Here is a 19803-nt window from a genome sequence, read left to right as displayed (position 1 = left end):
CACATCAAAAGTAGATTGTTTCATCGATTTTCAGTATAGTTCACACATTATTATATTGAATTATATTGAGAATCATCGTGGCTATCCAAAACTTTTCTGAGCTTTCCCTTCCTACCGCACAATTAGATAACCTAAAAGACTTAGGTTATTTAACAATGACGCCAATTCAAGCAGCTGCTTTGCCTGCAATTTTGAACGGTAAAGACATTGTGGCACAAGCCAAAACAGGGAGCGGAAAAACAGCAGCTTTCGGTATTGGCTTGTTGGAAACCATTGATGCAACACAATTCTCTACACAAAGTTTAGTATTGTGCCCTACGCGTGAATTGGCTGATCAAGTGAGCAAAGAATTGCGCCGTTTAGCCCGTTACATTCCGAACTTAAAGATTTCTAGCATTTGTGGCGGCGTTCCAGTTGCACGACAAGTGCATTCCATGAGCCAACATCCACCGCACATTGCGGTTGGTACGCCTGGCAGAATTTTGGATCACTTAAAGCGCAACACATTAAGCTTAAAAAACATCAAAATGTTTGTACTCGACGAAGCGGATCGTATGCTCGATATGGGCTTTGCTGATGAAATGGATGCCATCATTAGTTATGCACCTAGAAAACGTCAAACTTTGCTATTTTCAGCAACTTACCCTGAAAATATTCAAGCCATCAGCTCACGCATTCAACATAATCCTGTGATGGTTAAAATTGAAGAAACAAAGGCGGATGAGCCTAAAATTGATCAATCTGTTGTATTGCATGATAACAACAGCGAAAAAGATGCATTAGTTGCTAAATTATTGTATCGCCATGAGCCTGAATCTACTGTGATTTTCTGTAACACAATCGCCGCTTGTATCGAATTAGAAAATTATTTATATGCGCAGGATATCGATGTTTTATCCTTGCATGGTGATTTAGAACAGCGTGATCGTGACCAAGTATTGTTGCGCTTCAGTAATCGTAGCTGCCGTGTGTTAGTGGCAACAGATGTTGCTGCTCGTGGTTTAGATATCGCGGATTTATCTATGGTGATCAACTATGATTTGCCATTTGATCCTGAAGTTTATGTACATCGTATTGGTCGTACTGGCCGTGCAGGCAAAACAGGGATTGCAGCAAGTTTAGTGTTAGCTTCTAAATTGCATCGTTTGGAAGAAGTAGAAGCTTATATCGAAAAATCTATCCCAAAATTTTCAGCGAATGATTTGAAAGATGTAAAACCAATTTCATTGATCGCACCAATGGTGACAATTGAAATCAGCGAAGGTAAAAAATCTAAAATCAGCGCGGGTGATATTTTAGGTGCTTTAACAGCAAAAGGCGAAATTGCAGGTAAAGATGTGGGCAAAATCAACTTATTGCCACTACAAGCTTACGTTGCTGTTTCACGTAAATACGCAAAAGAAGCTGTGGATCAAATTTGGAAATCCCCAATCAAAGGCATTCGTTGCCGAGCAAGAATTGTGGGCGAATAAATATTTAGGAGATAAATATGAACTATATTCTACAAGTTGATTTCCCTTATACTGGCCCTTGGGGTGATGAAATGACTGCTGCAATGAATGATTTGGCTCATTCTATCGCTGAAGAAGCAGGATTAGTTTGGAAAATTTGGACAGAAAATAAAGATGCCAATGAAGCTGGTGGTATTTATCTATTCGATAACAAGGCAGATGCAGAACGTTATTTAGCGATGCATTCTGCTCGTTTGAAGTCATTTGGCATTCCTCATGTGAATGGCAAAATCTTCGCGGTGAATGAAGCTTTATCTCAAATTGACAAAGCGCCATTGTAAATAAGAAAAGCCCTCATGAAATCATGAGGGCTTTAATATTTGGTTGCGGGAGCCGGATTTGAACCAACGACCTTCGGGTTATGAGCCCGACGAGCTACCAGACTGCTCCATCCCGCGTCTGTATTGAGTGATGCATTATACACAGTTTTCAATAAATTACTGCGTAAATAGTACTCATACTACTTTGTGCCTGATTTCAGTGCTGTTACAGTGTCTTTTAAAACTGCTTTCAGCTCATCCATATTGTGATGATGTTTTGCAACCAATGGTTAAACATGAAAAATACTAGATCAAATTATATTGCTCTATAGCATCTTGCCAAACAATTGATTTATTTATCAGAATTAACTCTTTAACTAAGCCTTCTATAGTATTTTGTTCTAAACACTGCCTTTGAAACATTTCAATAAATTGTATCGAATCAACTTCCTTCAGCGGTTTTGATTCATCCCCTAAATTACAACAACCAAAGCCATCAAATGATACTCTGACTAAATAAATCAACCCATTAATATTATTAAAATCCAAAAAAACACTACCATCCAAACATGTTAAATAGTAATCTGCTGGACGGCTGATTGGCATTGTTGTGATTTGAAAATTAAAGTTTTCCAAATGATTTTCCTATAATTCTTACTTTAGATTAGCCTAATGCACTTACTATTCATACTTTAATCTATGAGACTATCCTTCCTCATCTTTAACTCTAACTCTTTAAACTTTACAATTGGAAAATCGCTACATCTACTACGTGAATATAGCCTATTTCGTAATAATAGCGTAATTTTCTTATACTGAAGATATGCAATAATTAAAAATTGTTGTTTAACCATAACAAACGATTCTACCTCTTTTAGAACTACATCTTTTGTTGGTTGATAAATTATATCTAAAACATCATAGATGATGACTTTTACAAGATGTTGATGTTCTTTGAGAACCTCAAAAGAAATTTTAGTTGCACCTGGCTCATGAAATAAATAAAGCTCACAGTTTTTAGAATCTAGTAAATCTAAACAAATATCTAAAATTTCATCATGAGGGTCACTAAAAACATGAGTAATAGAATCAATATTAATAGGCTTATTATCAACTACCCAAAAAATATCACTCCAGCCATAACTCCCAAGGTTAATGATAAAATCAACATTATTGGCTGTAATTATTTGTTCAATCCTTGTATTCATTCTCTCTCATGCAAATTTATAATATTTAATTATAGTTGCAATTATAAGATAAAAATACAAAGCCATCTATTCCATAAAGAGATAGATGGCTTTCAAATCATAAATAATCTACTTTGTGCCTGATTTCAGTGCTGTTACAGTGTCTTTCAAAACTGCTTTCAGCTCATCCATATTGTGATGATGCTTTGCGATCAATGACACAATATATGAACCTGAAATTGCACCATCCACACCCATTGTAATCGCATCTTTCACTTGTTCTTTCGTACTGATACCAAAGCCTTGCACGATTGGTACATTTGTTACAGAACGAATCAATTTCACTAAGTTAGGCAAACCTGCATCCGTTGCTTTATTTAAGCCTGTAGTACCACTGCGTGACATTAAATAGATGTAACCTTCTGCGGCTTCTGCTGTTTTGCGAACAGTTTCTTCACTCGCATTCGGTGGAATGATGAAGATTGACTCAATACCATTAGCACGTGCAACTTCTTTGAATGGTTTAAATTCACTCAATGGCACATCCACAACTAATACAGAATCTACACCGATTTCTGCCATTTTTTTATAGAACACATCCAAAGTTGGGCGATAAACCAAGTTTGCATACATCAATAAGCCGATTGGAATCTCAGGATATTTCGCACGCACTTTTGCAATGATCTCAAAAGATTTTGCAACATTAGTACCAGCATCAAATGCACGAATACCTGCATCTTGAATGATTGGGCCATCTGCCATTGGATCAGAAAACGGAACGCCCAACTCCAAGCCATCTGCACCATTTTCCACCAAAGTTTCTATAATGGTTAAAGAATCTTCAGGATTAGGATCACCAATCATCACAAATGGGATAAAAGCACCTTCATTTTTAGCTTTCAACTCGCTGAATTTTTTAGCGTAACGACTCATGATTATTCTCCCTTTCCTTGTGCTTCTTGCTCTGCAAAAATTTTCGCCACTGTAAAAATATCCTTATCACCACGGCCTGATAAGTTCACCAAAATTAGCTGCTCTTTTTCAGGATTTTCGTGGATGATCTTCAATGCATGCGCTAATGCGTGTGATGATTCCAATGCAGGAATGATCCCTTCATTACGGCACAGTGCTTTAAATGCCTCTAATGCTTCATCATCTGTAATAGAAACATATTGCGCACGACCAATGGCTTGTAAATGCGCATGTTGTGGGCCGACAGATGGGAAATCTAAACCTGCTGAAACTGAGTGAGATTCTTCAATTTGCCCTTCTTGATCCTGCATCATTGGGGATTTCATACCAAAGAAAATCCCTGTTTTGCCGTGCCCTAATGGCGCGCCGTGCTTGCCTGTTTCAATACCGTAACCACCTGGTTCAACACCAATCAATTCAACGCCTTCTTCAGGGATAAAATCAGCAAACATACCTATCGCATTTGAACCACCACCAATACAAGCCAAAACTTTATCAGGCAAACGACCTTCTCTTGATAAGATTTGTGCTTTTGCTTCTTCACCGATCATCTTTTGGAATTCACGTACAATCGTTGGGAATGGATGCGGGCCTGCTGCTGTGCCTAATAAATAATGTGTTGTTTGGTAGTTTTCAGCCCAGTCACGCAATGCTTCTGTACATGCTGCTTTCAATGTTGCTGTACCTGAATGCACTGGAATGACTGTTGCACCCATCATTTTCATGCGAAACACATTTGGCTCTTGGCGCTCTACGTCTTTTGCACCCATATATACACGGCATTTTAAGCCCAATAATGCACATGCAATTGCTGTTGCCACACCATGTTGACCTGCGCCTGTTTCTGCAATGATTTCAGTTTTGCCCATACGTTTTGCTAATAATGCCTGACCCAATACTTGGTTAGTTTTATGCGCACCGCCATGCAATAAATCTTCACGCTTTAGATATAACTTTGATTTCGTACCTTTGGTTAAGTTTTGACACAATGTTAACGCTGTTGGTCTGCCTGCAAAGTTTTTCAATAAATCCATAAACTCAGCTTGGAATTCTGGATCTTCTTTTGCTTCTACAAATGCTTTTTCTAATTGATCTAACGCTGGAATCAATAACTCAGGCACGTATTGACCACCAAACTCCCCAAAATATGCATCTAAAATTGCCATGATTTTCCTTCCTTATTTAAAACTATTTTTAAATTTTTATCTACTTAGCTTCCCACGCTTCGCGTGGGAAGCATATTACTATTTCTGTGCTTTAATCTTAAACCGTTCTGTATTCACGAATGGTTTTAAAAATGTTCTGTATCTTCTGCGTGCATTTTTCACCTTTAATGACTTCTAAAGCGGAATTCATATCTACGCCTGTCACTTTTTGATTCAATGCATCACTGATATTCTCTTCTCCCACTCCGCCCGCCAATAAATAACGACGCTGTGGTAATGTTTGGATGATTGACCAATCGAAGCTTTTCCCCGTACCACCTTGCCCATAATCGAGCACGATGCAATCAATTAATTCATTTGTTAAATAATCTTGCTGTGCTTCCATTTTGCTCGCATCAATAGCTTTAAAAATCTCCACTGATTGCGGTAATTCCGCACGTAGTTCAGTAATATATGCTGAATTTTCATCACCATGCAACTGAATTGCTTTTAAATTCAGATCCTTTGCAATTGTGCTTACAAATTCAATCGCCGCATTCTGAAAAACACCCACAAAATTTAATGGTACATTCATCAATGCTTTCGCATCTTCTGGTGAAATATAGCGCGGTGATTTTTCTACAAAGATTAAGCCACCATAATAAGCACCCGACTCATAAGCTGCCGTTGCTGCTTCTAATGATTTCAAGCCACAGACTTTGTGTGTACCAAAAATCAATTCACGCAATGCTAAATCTAAATTATCTGAACCCACTAAATGGCTACCTACTAAGAATCCATCTGCATATGGTGATAAATCTACTACATCATTGTGAGATGAAATGCCTGATTCACTGATCACAATGCGATCTTCAGGAATCTTCACTGCCAATTTTTTTGTGGTTTCTAAATTCACAGTTAAAGTATGTAGATCGCGGTTATTGATGCCGATCACTTTTGCATCGAGTGTGATTGCTCTTTCTAATTCAGCTTCATTACTGGTTTCTGTCAATACGCCCATATTCAATGAATGTGCAACTTCACGAAGTGCTAAATATTTATCATCGGATAACACTGACAACATCAATAATACTGCGCTTGCACCATGTAAGCGCGCATAATAAATCTGGTATTCATCAATAATGAAATCTTTGCACAGTAATGGTTTATCTGTTAATTCACGTGCAATTTTTAAGTTCTTAAATTCGCCACCAAAATATTTATTATCCGTTAACACTGAAATTGCAGAAGCAAATGGTGAATAAGCTGTCACGATTTTTGTTAAGTTAAAGTTTGGGTTAATCGTGCCTTTTGAAGGTGATTTTGGCTTACACTCCAAAATATAAGCTGGCCTTGCTGAAGCTAATGATGCGTAGAAATCACGATCATTGGGTTCAATATCCATTTGGAAATTACAGAAAGGTTTCTCCTGCTTCAATAAACTTACTTCAATGTATTTGTCTGCGACGATTTTTTCTAAGATAGTTGCCATGATCAATTAACCTCTGCTCACCATTTGTTGTAATACTTCATAAGGTTTTGCAGTACGAATCATGCTTAAAACCTCTTCCACATTTTGCTTCACGTTGCGCTTACCAAATAAACGCATCAACAATGCAACGTTTGCCGCAACGACATTTTCATGTGCGGCCTTGCCTTTGCCTTGTAAAATATTTTCCAATAAGATTTTGTTCTCTGCTGGCGTACCACCACGAATGTCATCAATCGTCATGATTGGCAAGCCAAAATCTTTCGCTGTTAAGTAGTATTCTTCAATGTCACCATTTGCCAATTCAGCAATATGTGCATCTGCATGTAATGAAACTTCATCCAAACCTGCTGTATGGATCACTGCTGCATTTAAGTAACCCAAGTTTTTCAATACTTCTGCCATTGGGCGAACTAATGAATCTTGGTAAACACCCACGATCGCAATGCGAGGACGCGCTGGATTGATTAATGGGCCCAATACATTGAAAATTGTACGAGTTTTGAGTTCTGCACGAATTGGCGCAACGTTTTTAAAACCTTTGTGATATTGCTGAGCAAATAAGAAGCAAACGCCCAATTCATCTAGCAATTTTCTTGATTTTTCTGGTGTTGAATAAATATCTACGCCCAATTCTGTCAATACATCTGATGAACCACTCAAACTTGAAACACTGCGATTACCATGTTTAGCGATTGGATAACCACATGCTGCTGCTACAAAAGAGCTCGCTGTAGAGATGTTAATGCTGCTTGCGCCATCGCCGCCTGTGCCAACGATGTCTGCAAACATATAATCTGGCGTTGGGAAAGTTTCTGCATGTTTCAATGATGCCAATGCAGCTCCTGTTAATTCAGCGATGGATTCGCCACGAACTTTCATACTCGTTAACATTGATGCTAAATGGATTGGAGAAACTTGTCCTTCGATGATATTACAAAAGATTTCAAAGCTCTCTTCTTGTGATAAGTATTCGCCGTTGTAAACTTTTAGTAATGATTGGTTCATATCTGCCTCTGCTGTATTTTTTAATGCTTATTTCAAATTTTGGGTGCTACAGCGGGCGAAAAAAAACCCGCTTATATGCGGGTTTCTTTTTTCATGTACTGACTTTTATTTTTGCCATGACACGACTAAATCTCCCGCCTTGTGAGAGATTTGCCACCAAAAATTACGTGAAACTGATGTAATGCGTGTCATGAATAAATTCCTTAAAATTGATGCTTTTTAATCTATCGGAATAAAAAGCAACCGTCAACATTAATTTGAAAAATTATTTTCTAATTTCACCCAAGTAATCGCCAATTCTCACCACTGCATCAGTTAAAACATCGCTATACGGCAAAAATGTGATTCTAAAATGATCAGGTGTTGGATAGTTAAATCCTGAACCTTGCACAATTAATACGCGTTTTGATTCCAATAAATCGAGTGCAAAAGCCTCATCAGATAACAAAGGATACATTTCAGGATCCATTTTTGGGAACATATACAAAGCACCTTTTGGCTTCATACAAGTCACCCCTGGAATGCTCGTTAACAAATCATAAGCCAAATCGCGTTGCTTCGTTAATCTACCATTCGGTGCGATTAATTCATTGATGCTTTGATAACCACCCAATGCTGTTTGAATCGCATATTGCCCCAAAGAGTTGGAGCATAAACGCATAGAAGATAGAACGTTCAATCCAGCAATATAATCTTTTGCATGCTTTTTAGGGCCTGATACAATCATCCAACCTGCACGATAACCACATGAGCGATAAGCTTTCGATAATCCATTAAAGGTTAAGCATAAAACATCATCTGCCAAAGCAGCCGTTGATGTATGCGTATGCCCATCATATAAAATCTTATCGTAGATTTCGTCGGAGAAAACCACCAAACCATATTCACGTGCAATCTCTAAAATTTCTAATAGAATTTTATCGCCATACAAAGCGCCCGTTGGGTTATTCGGGTTGATGATCACAATCCCTTTTGTACGTTGTGTGATTTTAGCGCGAATATCAGCAACATTTGGTTGCCAATCATTGTCTTCATCACACATATAATGCACAGGGCGACCACCTGCCAGTGCTGTTGCGGCTGTCCATAATGGATAATCTGGCGTTGGGATTAGTACTTCATCACCATTATTTAACAACGCATTCAAGCTCATTGTGATGAGCTCAGAGGCGCCATTACCAATGTAAACATCATTCACATCAACATTTTTGATATTCTTCTGTTGGGCATAATGGACGATGGCTTTGCGTGCGGCGAAGATCCCTTTAGAGTCCGTATACCCAGAAGCTTCTGGCATATTTTTGATCATATCTTGCACGATTTCATCAGGTGGCATAAAGCCAAAAGGTGCAAGATTCCCAATGTTTAATTTGATGATTTTGAGGCCATCTTCTTCCATTTGGTTCGCTTTATCGAGAACTGGACCTCGAATTTCATAACGAACATGGTTCAACTTATCTGATTTTCCAATTGTTTTCATAAACGCACGCAAGCCTTCATTTTTAGTACTAAAAATAACGAAACTTTAATATAGCGCCTATGTGCAGTGTAAGCAATATGAGCAACCATAAATAAAGCTATGCATTACTACATAGCTTATTATTCTATGTAAATACTGATTAGATTATGCAAGCACTTGCTGAACCACCGGTAATTGCATCATACGCTCTTTGAATGCCAATACATTTGGGCAAGCACTCAAATCATAACCCGTTTTCACCGCCCATAATGTTGTCATTAATAGGTAAAAGTCTGCACTTGTGACTGTTTCACCTGTTAAATATGGTCGGTTCGCTAAGTGATTCTCAACATATTGGTAACGAAATGCCAATTGTTTTGTAGCATGGCCATTCCACTGTTCACCAACATCCATGCCAAATACTTTAAAAATTAACGGCATATAACTTTTATGAATCTCTGTTGCGATATAATTAAACCATTCCAACTGATCAATCATACCTTTGCCAGACAATGGAAACACTGAATTATCACCCTTCAATGATGCAAGGTAAGCACAAATCGCCACAACCTCAGTAATCACTTCACCATTATCTAGCTGCAATGCCGGCACATAAGCTTTTGGGTTAATCTCTTTAAAATCGCGCCCATCTTCTGTCACTGCTTTCACAATATCCACTGTGATTAATTCAAGCTCAATGCCTAATGATTTTGCCGTCATATAAACAACGGAAGAACATGTGCCTTTTGCATAATACAATTTCAACATTTGAGACCTCATATTTTTGGAAAGAAAATTCTAAATACGTTTAGGTATTCTGAATCGTCTGACTTTAGCAGGTTTTTCACCATCATCATAATGCTCAATTGTCCAACCTGTACACGCATAGACAATCGCAATCACAGGGCTCAATAAGCATAAAAATGCATAAGGCAAGTAGCTGAATGAAGCTACACCTAAAGTTGCGGTCATAAAGGCACCACAAGTATTCCAAGGGATTAATGGTGATGTCATTGTGCCTGCATCTTCTAATGTGCGAGATAAAACCTTCGCTTTAATGCCACGCTTACGATATTCATCTGCATACATTCTACCTGGAATAATGATAGACATATATTGGTCACAACCTACAGCATTACCTGTAATGCCTGTAAATACTGTCGCAATGATCAAGCTTTTTGTAGATTGTACTTTGCGCGCAATGTGCCCCACGATCACTTCAAATATTTTTGTGAACTCTAAAATACCACCAAAGCACATCGCAATGATCACCAATGAAACTGTTGATAATACTGCACTGATTCCACCGTTATTCAATAGTTCATTCAACGTTTTATTCTCCGTTGTAATGCTATAACCATCATATAATGAATTTAAAACCATGGATGGATCTGCATCTTGAATGAAGATCGCACATAAAACACCCAATGTAGAGCCAATCATTAACCCTGGAAATGCTGGGATCTTAAAAATCATCATCACAATGATGAAAGATGGTACTAATAATAACCACGGTGAAATCAAGAATATTTCTTTCAAATCACGTTGTAAATCAGCCGTTACTGTGATACTTTCTGGCATTGCACTTGCTTGTGTATAACCCAAAATCGCAAATAAAATCAATGAAATGATCAATGCAGGAATTGTTGTATAAAGCATATATTGAATATGCTCAAATAGATCAACGCCCACAATACCAGGTGCAAGATTAGTTGTTTCTGATAAAGGTGAAATTTTATCACCAAAATAAACACCAGAAATCACAGCGCCTGCAACCATTTCAGGCGGCATACCTAAACCATAACCTATGCCCATAATTGCGATACCAATTGTCCCTGCAGCTGTCCAAGCATTGCCTGCTGCGATTGAAATGATGCAACAAATCGCACAAGCTGCTACTAAAAAGTAAGCAGGTTCTAGAATATTTAAACCATAGTAAATCAAAGTTGGCACAATACCACCTGCGATCCATGAAGCAATGATCGTACCGATCACCATCAAAATTACAACGGCCTGCATTGCTAAACGCACAGCATCTAACATGCCGCGCTCAACTCTGCGCCAAGAATAACCTAAACGCATAGCAACAAGTGCCGCAACACAAACGCTGACTAATAATGGAATATGTGGACTTGTCCCAAAAAAGAATATGCCAGTTACCAAAGAGATAATCATAAAGATAATTGGGATTAGAGATTCTAAAACAGATGGCAAGCGACCCTCTTCGCCTGCTGGAGGAATAATTTCCATATGTACAAATTTTCAGATAAAAAATTGTGGAAAATAAAGTAATCAGAAACTGATCGGCGATTGGGGTGAACTCTTGCAAGATTGCAAATTCCGGCGAATCATATCCCCATTTATGGAAAAACTATAATTAATTTTTTTTATCAATCAGCAAGCCTTTTTTTATTTAATTGATCATTGTTTTATTCAATGTTAAATTATCATAAATTTAATGATACGAATATAGGTTTTAAAATATGATAGATAGTCAAAAATCTTCAAAACCACGAATGATGCTGAGATTTTTACATCAATCTAAATTGCTTTCGGATGATCAATTAACGCAAGCTATGACGAAAAATTTAAGCCGCACCCAACCGTTTCATCATGCTGATATTTATATTCAACTACTCAGTTGGATATTAATCGCCACAGGAATTATTTGTTTAACTGCATTCAATTGGTTTCAAATGTCAGACTTTACAAAATTAGCCATTGCTGAAATAGCTTTGATTCCTTCATTTGGTGCAATATTATTCACTAAAAAGCCGCATCATAAATCTCTTGCAGGTGCCATATTTACCCTTATGATCGGTGTATTTTGGGCTATTTTTGGACAAATATATCAAATCAATAGTAGCATCTATCACTTTTCTTTAATTTGGTGCATTTGCTTATTACCATTTGCCATCATATTGCGCCAGCAATTCATTACGATTATCACAGCATTACTATTTTATAGTACATTGATGCTATATCTACCTTTACATTATAAAATTTTCTATTTTAGCTCTCTCACATCAATTGCAATCTCTGCTCTATTCACTTTTGTGATTATCTTTGCGAAGCGCTTTAAAATACCAAGCATTGCTAACTCTATTTGTTATATTTTCTTCAGCATTACATTACTCGCATTACTCGGCTCCAGCATTGAATTCTTATTCAGATCTAATACAACAACTGCATGGCTGATCACATTATTTTCATCCATAATTGCAATCTTCATACTTATTCATTTAAATGAAAAAACCATGATGATTGCGCTTTATCTCTACACCATATTTATGGTACTACTTCGCCTATTTTCACTAAGCCATTTAGATATTGTTTCACTCACATTAACAATGTCTATCTGTGCCATCATCGCCATTTACCCTACATATAAAGGCGCAATTTGGCTCATTCATTATGCTAACAAGGTGAATCACAATGAACAGCCTTAATTTAAGAAATTTATTACTCACAGGCTCTGCCATTGTACTAATGCTATTTATTATGGCATTTCCCACTTATCTCTTTGTAGAAGTATTTCAAAACAAAGGAGCAACCGTTTTTCTCTTGGTTATCTTTGCCATTGGATCATCCATTTATGGTTATTGCATCCGACAAGATAATTTTATGACAACGATTTTAAAACTATCATTATTCACTTCAACATATTTATTGATGCTAGCAACATTGATTAATTATGAATATTTTTTTTCAATTTCTGAAAAATTTTTATTACTGATCAGCGCTCTATATTTTGCAAGCATGCCATTATTTTTCCGAAATCCTTTTATTAGAATTTTAACACTAACCGTAGCGCTCACTATCTTCAACGTAGTGATGACATTGTATTTTCCTGAAATTGGCATGAATACCATATTAATACTAAACCTAGTGACTTTAGTTATCTTGGGATTATCAAATTATGCAATACGTTATTACACATTATTAATTGCCTTATCATTATGCTTATTCTTATGGTCACTATGGCAATCATTTGGATTTCACTATATAGATGTCTCACTAACAACACCTACCATCATTTATATTTTATTAGGTTTAAGTTTTATACCACATCTACTTTTTCAATGGAAAAATCAAAATATACAATATAATATTTGCTATCTTATTGGTACGATTAGTATATTAATACTGACTTATTTTTTACCCATCTCAACCATTGCTGGCATATTATTAATTACCATCAGCTTTTATTTACAAGCTCGAACATTACATGTTATTGGTATATTACTATTTATCTCTTCACTGTTTATGTATTACTATAATTTAGACAGTACCTTAAGTACCAAGGGCATCATATTAATCATAACAGGCATTATAATTTTAATAATGCGCTACACCATTCGCTATTTTGGAAAAATCCCTCATGAACACTAAACAGAATTACTTGCTATTACTAGTATTCATGGTTGTTTTCATTTTTATGAATATACAAATATTCCAAAAAGAAACAATTAAAAAATATGGTGAACGCATTTATTTTAAATTGGCACCTACTGATCCTCGCGCTTTTATGCTAGGTGACTACATGGCATTAAATTTTGAACATAATTTACGCAACTATTCCAAAGAAAATACAATAATGTTTTTAATCACATTGAATGATCAAAAAGTTGTTATTGATGCTGAACGTTATGTCGGTACAGATATTCAACCAAACCAAAGATTATTACTCATCCAAGATCAACTTAGGCCTAACCGTTTCTATTTTCAGGAAGGTTATGCCAAATCATATGAGTCTGCAAAATATGGACAATTTCGTTATTTATCGCCCCAACAATTTTTATTGGATGGATTAACAGATGATAATTTAACAACGATAAACCCATAAAGCAAATTAGATAAATGGCTGATATAATTATTTAGAGGGTAGAATTACTATGTTAGTGATAGAGTTCATTCAATAATTATATAAAAGGAGTACATATGACAAATACATCTGCACCACAAAACAACAATTGGTGGCTAACAGTCATTGTCGGGATTTTATTCATCATCATTGGCTTTTGGAGTCTCTTCACACCAGTATCAACATTATTAACAATTGCATATTTTGTTGGTTTTATGTTTTTACTCACAGGAATTTTTGAAGTCTTTTCTGTTTCAACTAGCAATAATAACTGGGGATGGTCCTTACTCTCTGGTGCGATTGATATTATCATTGGTATTTTATTTGTCACAATGCCGGCAGGTGAGGCTATTTTAGTCATTTGTTTTTTATTTGGTTTTTGGGTTTTATTTCGTTCAATTTTAGGCTTAGGGATTGTTTTAAGTTTAAAAAATTCCAATATTCCTGCAATTGCTAATACGCCCAAAGGAGTCATCGCATTACCCATCATTGGAATGATTTTCGGTTTTATCTTTTTAATGTCACCTGTGCTTTCTGGTGGATTTATTGTCGGTATTTTTAGCATGGCAATCATTACTTTTGGTATTTTTGAACTATACTGGGGCTTCTTCTTAAAAAAGAATAGTTAATTTTGTTAGTTCGTTGAATTCATAATTAAAACCTCATATTTATAACTGAGGTTTTCTTTTTTAAGCTTTCAAAATTTGTGTTACAATCATTCGAACATGTTAAATATTTGATCAATTATTATGACTAGTTTTTTAGGTGAGTTTGAGCTTAAACTAGATGCTAAAAAGCGTCTAATGCTTCCTGCTAACCTAAAAAAACAACTAGAAGATACTGACCGTTTTGTTCTGAATCGTGCTTTTGATAAATGTTTAAATCTTTATCCTTACCATGTTTGGCAAGAAGTTGATGCAGAACTCACTAAACTTAATTCTTTTGTTAAAAAAGAGAGAGATTTTGTACGCTTTGTTCGAGGTGGAGCAACGGAAATACAATTAGATGCTCAAGGACGATTCATCATGCCTAGTCGCTTAATGTCCTATGCAAATATCACCTCAGATATTATATTATCAGGCAATGGATCACTGATAGAAGTTTGGGATCGTGATACCTATGATTCAATGCTGTCCATAGATCCTGAAGACTTCTCTAACTTAGCTGAAGAAGTCATGGTAAAATACGAAAAAGAAGAGCTCTTCGAGTTCGATGAAAGTATTGTTGTTCCCATCATGCGTCGTTAATCCAAAATGAAAATAGGCTTCATAGATTCAGGTATTGGTGGGCTTTCTGTTATGAAAGCCTTTATTTCTTATCCCATTTTGGCGGATTATTTCTACATTGCAGATACTGCTCATTTGCCTTATGGTTTGAAAACTCATGATTATATTCATGACCGAGTGGAGAAATTAACACGCTATCTCATCGACACTCATCACATTGATTGTTTAGTCATCGCTTGCAATACTGCAACTGCCATCAGTGCAGAAAAACTCAGAAAACAGATGCCAGATTTCCCAATCATTGGCATTGAACCAGCCATTAAACCTGCTGCCTTAGCATCTAAAAATAAAGCCATCGCAATCCTAGCCACAACTTCCATGATTAATAATCCACGTTTAACACGTTTAATCAATGAATTTGCTTCTGATGTTAATGTTTCTAAAATCCCTGCTGATCATTGGGTAACATTAGTGGAACAAGGAATCTTTAATGGACCACAAGCTCGTGCTATCATTCACAATACATTACAGTCAGTCAAAAACTTACCCATTGATCAATTAATTTTAGGTTGCACACATTTTCCATTCTTAGAATCAGAATTACGTTCTATACTTAATACAGACATTGTATTAGTTAATCCTGCTGCTGCGGTTGCAAAACATACCTTACACTGTTTAGAACTGCACAACATTGAAACTAATACTTCATCCACATATCATTATTTTACAACAGGTAACAGGGTTCAATTTAACAATCAAACCCAACAATTACAGATGCCAGAAGGCTCTGTACAGGCACTTGCTGTTTAATTGACTAAAGGAATCTACATGCCAGCATTGAAAGAAATTTTTCGTAAAGATTATCAAGCGCCAGACTTTTGGGTTACTGATGTTTCCCTCAAATTTATATTAAATCCCAATGCGACTTTAGTCACAACAGAATTAAAACTTTCTAAAAACAGTGAAACAACGTCTCGCACATTAGTATTAAATGGTACAGAACATTCACAACTTCTATCATTGAGAATCAATGATACAGCAGTTGCTTTAGATGATATCCAATATCTAGAACATGATATTCATTTGAAAGATTTACAAGACGATGAATTAACCGTTACTTTATCTAATCAGTTGGACCCTGCAAATAATAGCGCATTAGAAGGTCTATATTTATCTAACAATATTTTTTGTAGTGATTGCGAACCTGAAGGCTTTAGAAATATTACTTATTATCCTGATCGTCCTGATATCATGGCAAGATATACAGTCACCATCATTGCAGATAAAGCAACCTGCCCTGTTCTATTGTCCAATGGTAATTTAGTTGAAGCCAAAGATTTAGATAATGGCTTACATCAAGCAATTTGGCATGATCCATTCCCAAAGCCAAGCTATCTTTTTGCATTAGTTGCAGGTGATTTAGGCTATATTGAAGACAAACACATACGCCCTGATGATTCTCCTGTACAATTACGTATTTATGCAGCACATAACGAAGTTGATCAATGCCATTATGCCTTAGGTGCGTTAAAACGCGCAATGAAATGGGATGAAGATCGCTTTAATTTGGTGTGTGATGTTGACCAATATAATATTGTCGCTATCCATGATTTCAATGGTGGCGCAATGGAAAATAAAGGCTTAAATATCTTCAATGCTAAATATGTTCTCGCTAACTCTGAAATTGCCACAGATACTGATTTTGAAACCATTGAATCCATTATTGGCCATGAATATTTCCATAACTGGACAGGTAATCGTGTTACCTGTCGTGATTGGTTCCAGTTATCTTTAAAAGAAGGATTAACGGTTTTTCGTGACCAAGAATTTACAAGTGATTTGCGTCATCGTGGATTAAAACGCATTGACGATGTCAAAATGCTAAGAAATTATCAATTCCCTGAAGATGCAGGTCGTTTAAAACATCCAATTCGCCCCGATAGCTACGTTGAAATGCGTAATTTTTACACAACAACAGTCTATGAAAAAGGCGCTGAAGTTGTACGCTTATATCAAACAATATTAGGTGAAGAAGGCTTTAAAAAAGGATTAACACATTATCTCACTAAATTTGATGGTACTGCTGCAACTTGTGATGATTTTTTAACAGCCATGGCAGAAGCTAATAATCAAAATATGGATGGGTTTGAACATTGGTATAGTCAAGCAGGCACACCAAGAGTACAAGTCATTAAAGAAATGACTGATGAGGGTGTGAAAATTACATTTAAACAGTTCCTATCTCCAGAAGGCAGTAATCTTCAGCCTCAATGGATTCCTATTCGCTTTTCACTTATTGGTAATACTGATCAAATCATTTATGAGGATACTTTTATTCTCAAAACTTGGGTAGATACCATCACAATCCCTTGTAAAGAAAAAGATATCGCTTTATCACTTTTGAGAGATTTCTCTGCTCCTGTTATTTTAGACTATCCATATACAGAAGAAGAATTGATGAAAATTGCATTCTTTGAAACCGACTATTTTTCACGCTGGGAAGCTGCACAACGCTATCTATCTGCGCTCATTGCATCGGATAAACCTGTTGAAGATAAAAAAGCTAAGTTTATTGCCCCCTTAGAAGATTTTTTCGAAGCATGTCGCCTAGAACCAAGTTTTTATGCACTATTTTTCACTTTACCAGACCCTATTTCCATTCAAAGCACGACAGCTGAAAAAGATTTAGCTAAAATTTGGCAACAACGTTTTGATTTAATGCAATACTCAGCAAAAATATATGAAAAAGATTGGTTAGAAATTTACCAATCACATATGATTGGCAATGCTTCCGCACGTGATTTAAAAAATAGTGTTTTAAATTACCTAGCAACATTACCTAATCATGAAATTACTGTAACTAAACAATATGAATCTGCAACTAATATGACAGATCGCATGGCCGCATTGCGTGCTTCAGTATTGAATAACCATAGTACAGCCAAAATTTTACTCACTAATTTTTTAGAAAAATATCAATCTTACCCATCTGTTGTGGATAAATGGTTTGCATTACAAGTATCTAGCCCATATATTACAATAAAGATGTTGAATCATTTACGTCATCATAAAGAATTTAATTCTCATAATCCTAATCGTGTTCGCTCACTATTAGGTGCATTGGGTCAAAATAAAGTGGCATTATATCAGCAGCCACTACAATTCTACCCTTGGTTATTAGATAACATCATGATGATCGATAAAATCAATCCTCAAGTTGCAGCAAGATTAGCCACGCCATTCTCTCAATTAGATTTCCTAAAAAAATCTGATCAAGATGCAATTCGCAACATAGTTAAAGCACAACTTAGCAGCCAACTCTCCAATAACCTTGCAGAACAGTTGAGTAAATCATTATGAGTATTAAAGATCATATTATAAAACGCCGTACCACCCATCATTACAAACCTATCCCCATTGATGAATCGATCATTGATGAAGCTTTGGCATTAGTGGTACATGCTCCTAATCACCACTTAACTTTCCCATACCACTTTTACAAAGTAAAAGGTCAAGTACGTGATAATTTATTAGCCTATGCATATGATTCTTTTGCACAAAAATCACAAGAAACAGCTGATCAGAAATTAAAAAAATGGTCATCTATTCCTGGTTGGCTATTGGTAACACAAAAGCGTTCTCAGGTTGATAAAACTGCTCGAGAAGATTATGCAACCATCAGCATCGCAATGTATATCTTAATGCTAGCTTTAGATGAAAAAGATATTGGTGCAAAATGGTCAACTGCATCTTTATTCGAAACAGAAGAATGGTATAGAATTTGTGGCATCAATGCAGAGGAAGAAATTATCATTGGCATGCTTTGGTATGGCTATGCTGATAAAGCACCCAAGTTTTTTGAACGCCCAAATATTGAAAAATATTCTTCTATTTTGGAGTAGATATGAGTTATTCCGACCCAACGATTCTACTCTTTATTATCTTATTCTTAGCTGCAATTCTAGCAGGATTTGTTGATTCCATCGCTGGGGGTGGTGGCTTGATTACCGCGCCCTTAATGTTAAGCATTGGCGCCCCACCTCACATTGCACTTTCCATGGGCAAATATATGGGTGTATTTGGTACCTCTATTGCCGCATGGGCTTACATTAAGCGAAAAGTGATCAATCCCAAAGAGTGGATTTGGTGCGCTATTATGACATTATTAGGCAGTTTTATCGGTGCACTTTTCTTATTAAGTTTAGATCCTAGCTTTATTAAAAAAATGATCCCACCCTTACTAATTGCTATAGGCATCTATATGCTGATTCCAAAATCTAAGAAACAAGTTGAATCTGAAGATAGCACAGTATCCAAATCTAAACAGATTATCTCTGGTTTGGGTTTAGGGTTTTATGATGGATTTATTGGCCCAGGTACGGGGTCATTCTGGACTGTCTTATATAATAGAATCTTCAATCAAGATTTTATGATTTCTTCTGGTGTTGCTCGCTTAATGAATAGCATGAGCAATATTGCTGCACTTGTGATCTTTGCTGCCGCAGGTAAAGTCGCATGGTTCATGGGTGCTTTCATGGTGGTTGGATTTATGCTTGGTAGTTATGTTGGCGCACGCAGCGCCATCAAATACGGCGAAAAATTTATCAAACCACTTTTCATCACCCTTGTATTTATTATTGCAGGGCGATTAACATATATTGAGTATTTCACAAACTAAAGAG

20 protein-coding genes and 1 tRNA gene are annotated in these 19803 nt (G+C 36.3%); 11 read left to right on the top strand and 10 right to left on the bottom strand.

Going from position 1 to position 19803, the window contains the following annotated elements; all coding sequences use genetic code 11:
- The first annotated feature begins 77 nt into the window (after nucleotides 1-77).
- Both dbpA and BZK14_RS00175 read left to right on the top strand, forming a co-directional pair.
- Complete coding sequence (gene dbpA / locus BZK14_RS00180) at nucleotides 78-1472, top strand: ATP-dependent RNA helicase DbpA (RefSeq protein ID WP_077924598.1); 1395 nt, start codon at nucleotides 78-80, stop codon at nucleotides 1470-1472.
- Between the two features lie 17 nt (nucleotides 1473-1489).
- On the top strand, nucleotides 1490-1792 hold the full coding sequence (locus BZK14_RS00175) for a monooxygenase (RefSeq protein WP_077924597.1): 303 nt from the start codon (nucleotides 1490-1492) through the stop codon (nucleotides 1790-1792).
- A gap of 40 nt (nucleotides 1793-1832) precedes the next feature.
- On the opposite strand, the gene BZK14_RS00170 is transcribed toward BZK14_RS00175, so the two are convergent.
- The 10 genes from BZK14_RS00170 to nhaC all read right to left on the bottom strand — a co-directional run bounded on the left by BZK14_RS00170 (nucleotide 1833) and on the right by nhaC (nucleotide 11281).
- Nucleotides 1833-1909: transfer RNA gene (locus BZK14_RS00170), tRNA-Met, on the bottom strand.
- A gap of 168 nt (nucleotides 1910-2077) precedes the next feature.
- Complete coding sequence (locus BZK14_RS00165; protein ID WP_077924596.1) at nucleotides 2078-2407, bottom strand: hypothetical protein; 330 nt, start codon at nucleotides 2405-2407, stop codon at nucleotides 2078-2080.
- Between the two features lie 56 nt (nucleotides 2408-2463).
- The gene (locus BZK14_RS00160) at nucleotides 2464-2979 is read right to left on the bottom strand and encodes a hypothetical protein (RefSeq protein WP_077924595.1); all 516 of its coding nucleotides are present in this window, start codon (nucleotides 2977-2979) and stop codon (nucleotides 2464-2466) included.
- Nucleotides 2980-3087: 108 nt separating this feature from the next.
- Nucleotides 3088-3891 (bottom strand): tryptophan synthase subunit alpha, encoded by an 804-nt coding sequence (gene trpA / locus BZK14_RS00155; RefSeq protein WP_077924594.1) that lies wholly within the window; start codon nucleotides 3889-3891, stop codon nucleotides 3088-3090.
- Between the two features lie 2 nt (nucleotides 3892-3893).
- A complete protein-coding gene (gene trpB, locus BZK14_RS00150; protein WP_077924593.1) occupies nucleotides 3894-5096 on the bottom strand; it encodes a tryptophan synthase subunit beta in 1203 nt (400 codons plus the stop codon).
- A gap of 97 nt (nucleotides 5097-5193) precedes the next feature.
- Nucleotides 5194-6567 carry a bifunctional indole-3-glycerol-phosphate synthase TrpC/phosphoribosylanthranilate isomerase TrpF gene (gene trpCF, locus BZK14_RS00145; RefSeq protein ID WP_077924592.1) on the bottom strand — a complete coding sequence of 458 codons (1374 nt, stop codon included), beginning with the start codon at nucleotides 6565-6567 and terminating at the stop codon, nucleotides 5194-5196.
- Nucleotides 6568-6573: 6 nt separating this feature from the next.
- Complete coding sequence (gene trpD, locus BZK14_RS00140) at nucleotides 6574-7572, bottom strand: anthranilate phosphoribosyltransferase (RefSeq protein ID WP_077924591.1); 999 nt, start codon at nucleotides 7570-7572, stop codon at nucleotides 6574-6576.
- A gap of 265 nt (nucleotides 7573-7837) precedes the next feature.
- On the bottom strand, nucleotides 7838-9052 hold the full coding sequence (locus BZK14_RS00135; protein WP_077924590.1) for a pyridoxal phosphate-dependent aminotransferase: 1215 nt from the start codon (nucleotides 9050-9052) through the stop codon (nucleotides 7838-7840).
- A 144-nt stretch (nucleotides 9053-9196) separates the two neighbouring features.
- Complete coding sequence (locus BZK14_RS00130; RefSeq protein ID WP_171973596.1) at nucleotides 9197-9799, bottom strand: glutathione binding-like protein; 603 nt, start codon at nucleotides 9797-9799, stop codon at nucleotides 9197-9199.
- A 30-nt stretch (nucleotides 9800-9829) separates the two neighbouring features.
- Nucleotides 9830-11281 (bottom strand): Na+/H+ antiporter NhaC, encoded by a 1452-nt coding sequence (nhaC, locus tag BZK14_RS00125; protein WP_077924588.1) that lies wholly within the window; start codon nucleotides 11279-11281, stop codon nucleotides 9830-9832.
- Nucleotides 11282-11514: 233 nt separating this feature from the next.
- On the opposite strand from nhaC, the gene BZK14_RS00120 reads away from it, so the two are divergent.
- The 9 genes from BZK14_RS00120 (at nucleotide 11515) to BZK14_RS00080 (ending at nucleotide 19799) form a co-directional block, all read left to right on the top strand.
- A complete protein-coding gene (locus BZK14_RS00120; protein WP_077924587.1) occupies nucleotides 11515-12480 on the top strand; it encodes a DUF2157 domain-containing protein in 966 nt (321 codons plus the stop codon).
- Nucleotides 12467-13423: a DUF4401 domain-containing protein gene (locus tag BZK14_RS00115; protein ID WP_077924586.1), complete on the top strand. Its 957-nt coding sequence runs from the start codon at nucleotides 12467-12469 to the stop codon at nucleotides 13421-13423. The genes BZK14_RS00120 and BZK14_RS00115 overlap by 14 nt, the downstream gene beginning before the upstream one ends.
- Nucleotides 13413-13877 carry a GDYXXLXY domain-containing protein gene (locus BZK14_RS00110; protein ID WP_077924585.1) on the top strand — a complete coding sequence of 155 codons (465 nt, stop codon included), beginning with the start codon at nucleotides 13413-13415 and terminating at the stop codon, nucleotides 13875-13877. The genes BZK14_RS00115 and BZK14_RS00110 overlap by 11 nt, the downstream gene beginning before the upstream one ends.
- Before the next feature lie 95 nt (nucleotides 13878-13972).
- The gene (locus BZK14_RS00105; protein WP_077924584.1) at nucleotides 13973-14524 is read left to right on the top strand and encodes an HdeD family acid-resistance protein; all 552 of its coding nucleotides are present in this window, start codon (nucleotides 13973-13975) and stop codon (nucleotides 14522-14524) included.
- 120 nt (nucleotides 14525-14644) lie between these two features.
- Entirely contained in the window at nucleotides 14645-15142 is a 498-nt protein-coding gene (gene mraZ / locus BZK14_RS00100) for a division/cell wall cluster transcriptional repressor MraZ (RefSeq protein ID WP_077924583.1), read from the top strand.
- A gap of 6 nt (nucleotides 15143-15148) precedes the next feature.
- Nucleotides 15149-15931, top strand: coding sequence for a glutamate racemase (murI, locus tag BZK14_RS00095; RefSeq protein ID WP_077924582.1), 783 nt, complete (start codon nucleotides 15149-15151; stop codon nucleotides 15929-15931).
- A gap of 18 nt (nucleotides 15932-15949) precedes the next feature.
- Complete coding sequence (gene pepN, locus BZK14_RS00090; protein WP_077924581.1) at nucleotides 15950-18481, top strand: aminopeptidase N; 2532 nt, start codon at nucleotides 15950-15952, stop codon at nucleotides 18479-18481.
- Nucleotides 18478-19023, top strand: a complete 546-nt coding sequence (locus BZK14_RS00085) for a nitroreductase family protein (RefSeq protein WP_077924580.1) — start codon at nucleotides 18478-18480, stop codon at nucleotides 19021-19023. The genes pepN and BZK14_RS00085 overlap by 4 nt, the downstream gene beginning before the upstream one ends.
- 2 nt (nucleotides 19024-19025) lie before the next feature.
- Complete coding sequence (locus BZK14_RS00080; RefSeq protein WP_077924579.1) at nucleotides 19026-19799, top strand: TSUP family transporter; 774 nt, start codon at nucleotides 19026-19028, stop codon at nucleotides 19797-19799.
- Nucleotides 19800-19803 lie beyond the last annotated feature (4 nt).

Origin of the sequence: Wohlfahrtiimonas larvae (genome assembly GCF_002006755.1) — a bacterium.
Classification (GTDB): Bacteria; Pseudomonadota; Gammaproteobacteria; order Cardiobacteriales; family Wohlfahrtiimonadaceae; genus Wohlfahrtiimonas; species Wohlfahrtiimonas larvae.
The sequence above is the reverse complement of the archived record's forward strand: the minus strand, read 5'-3'. Positions and strand labels throughout refer to the sequence as shown.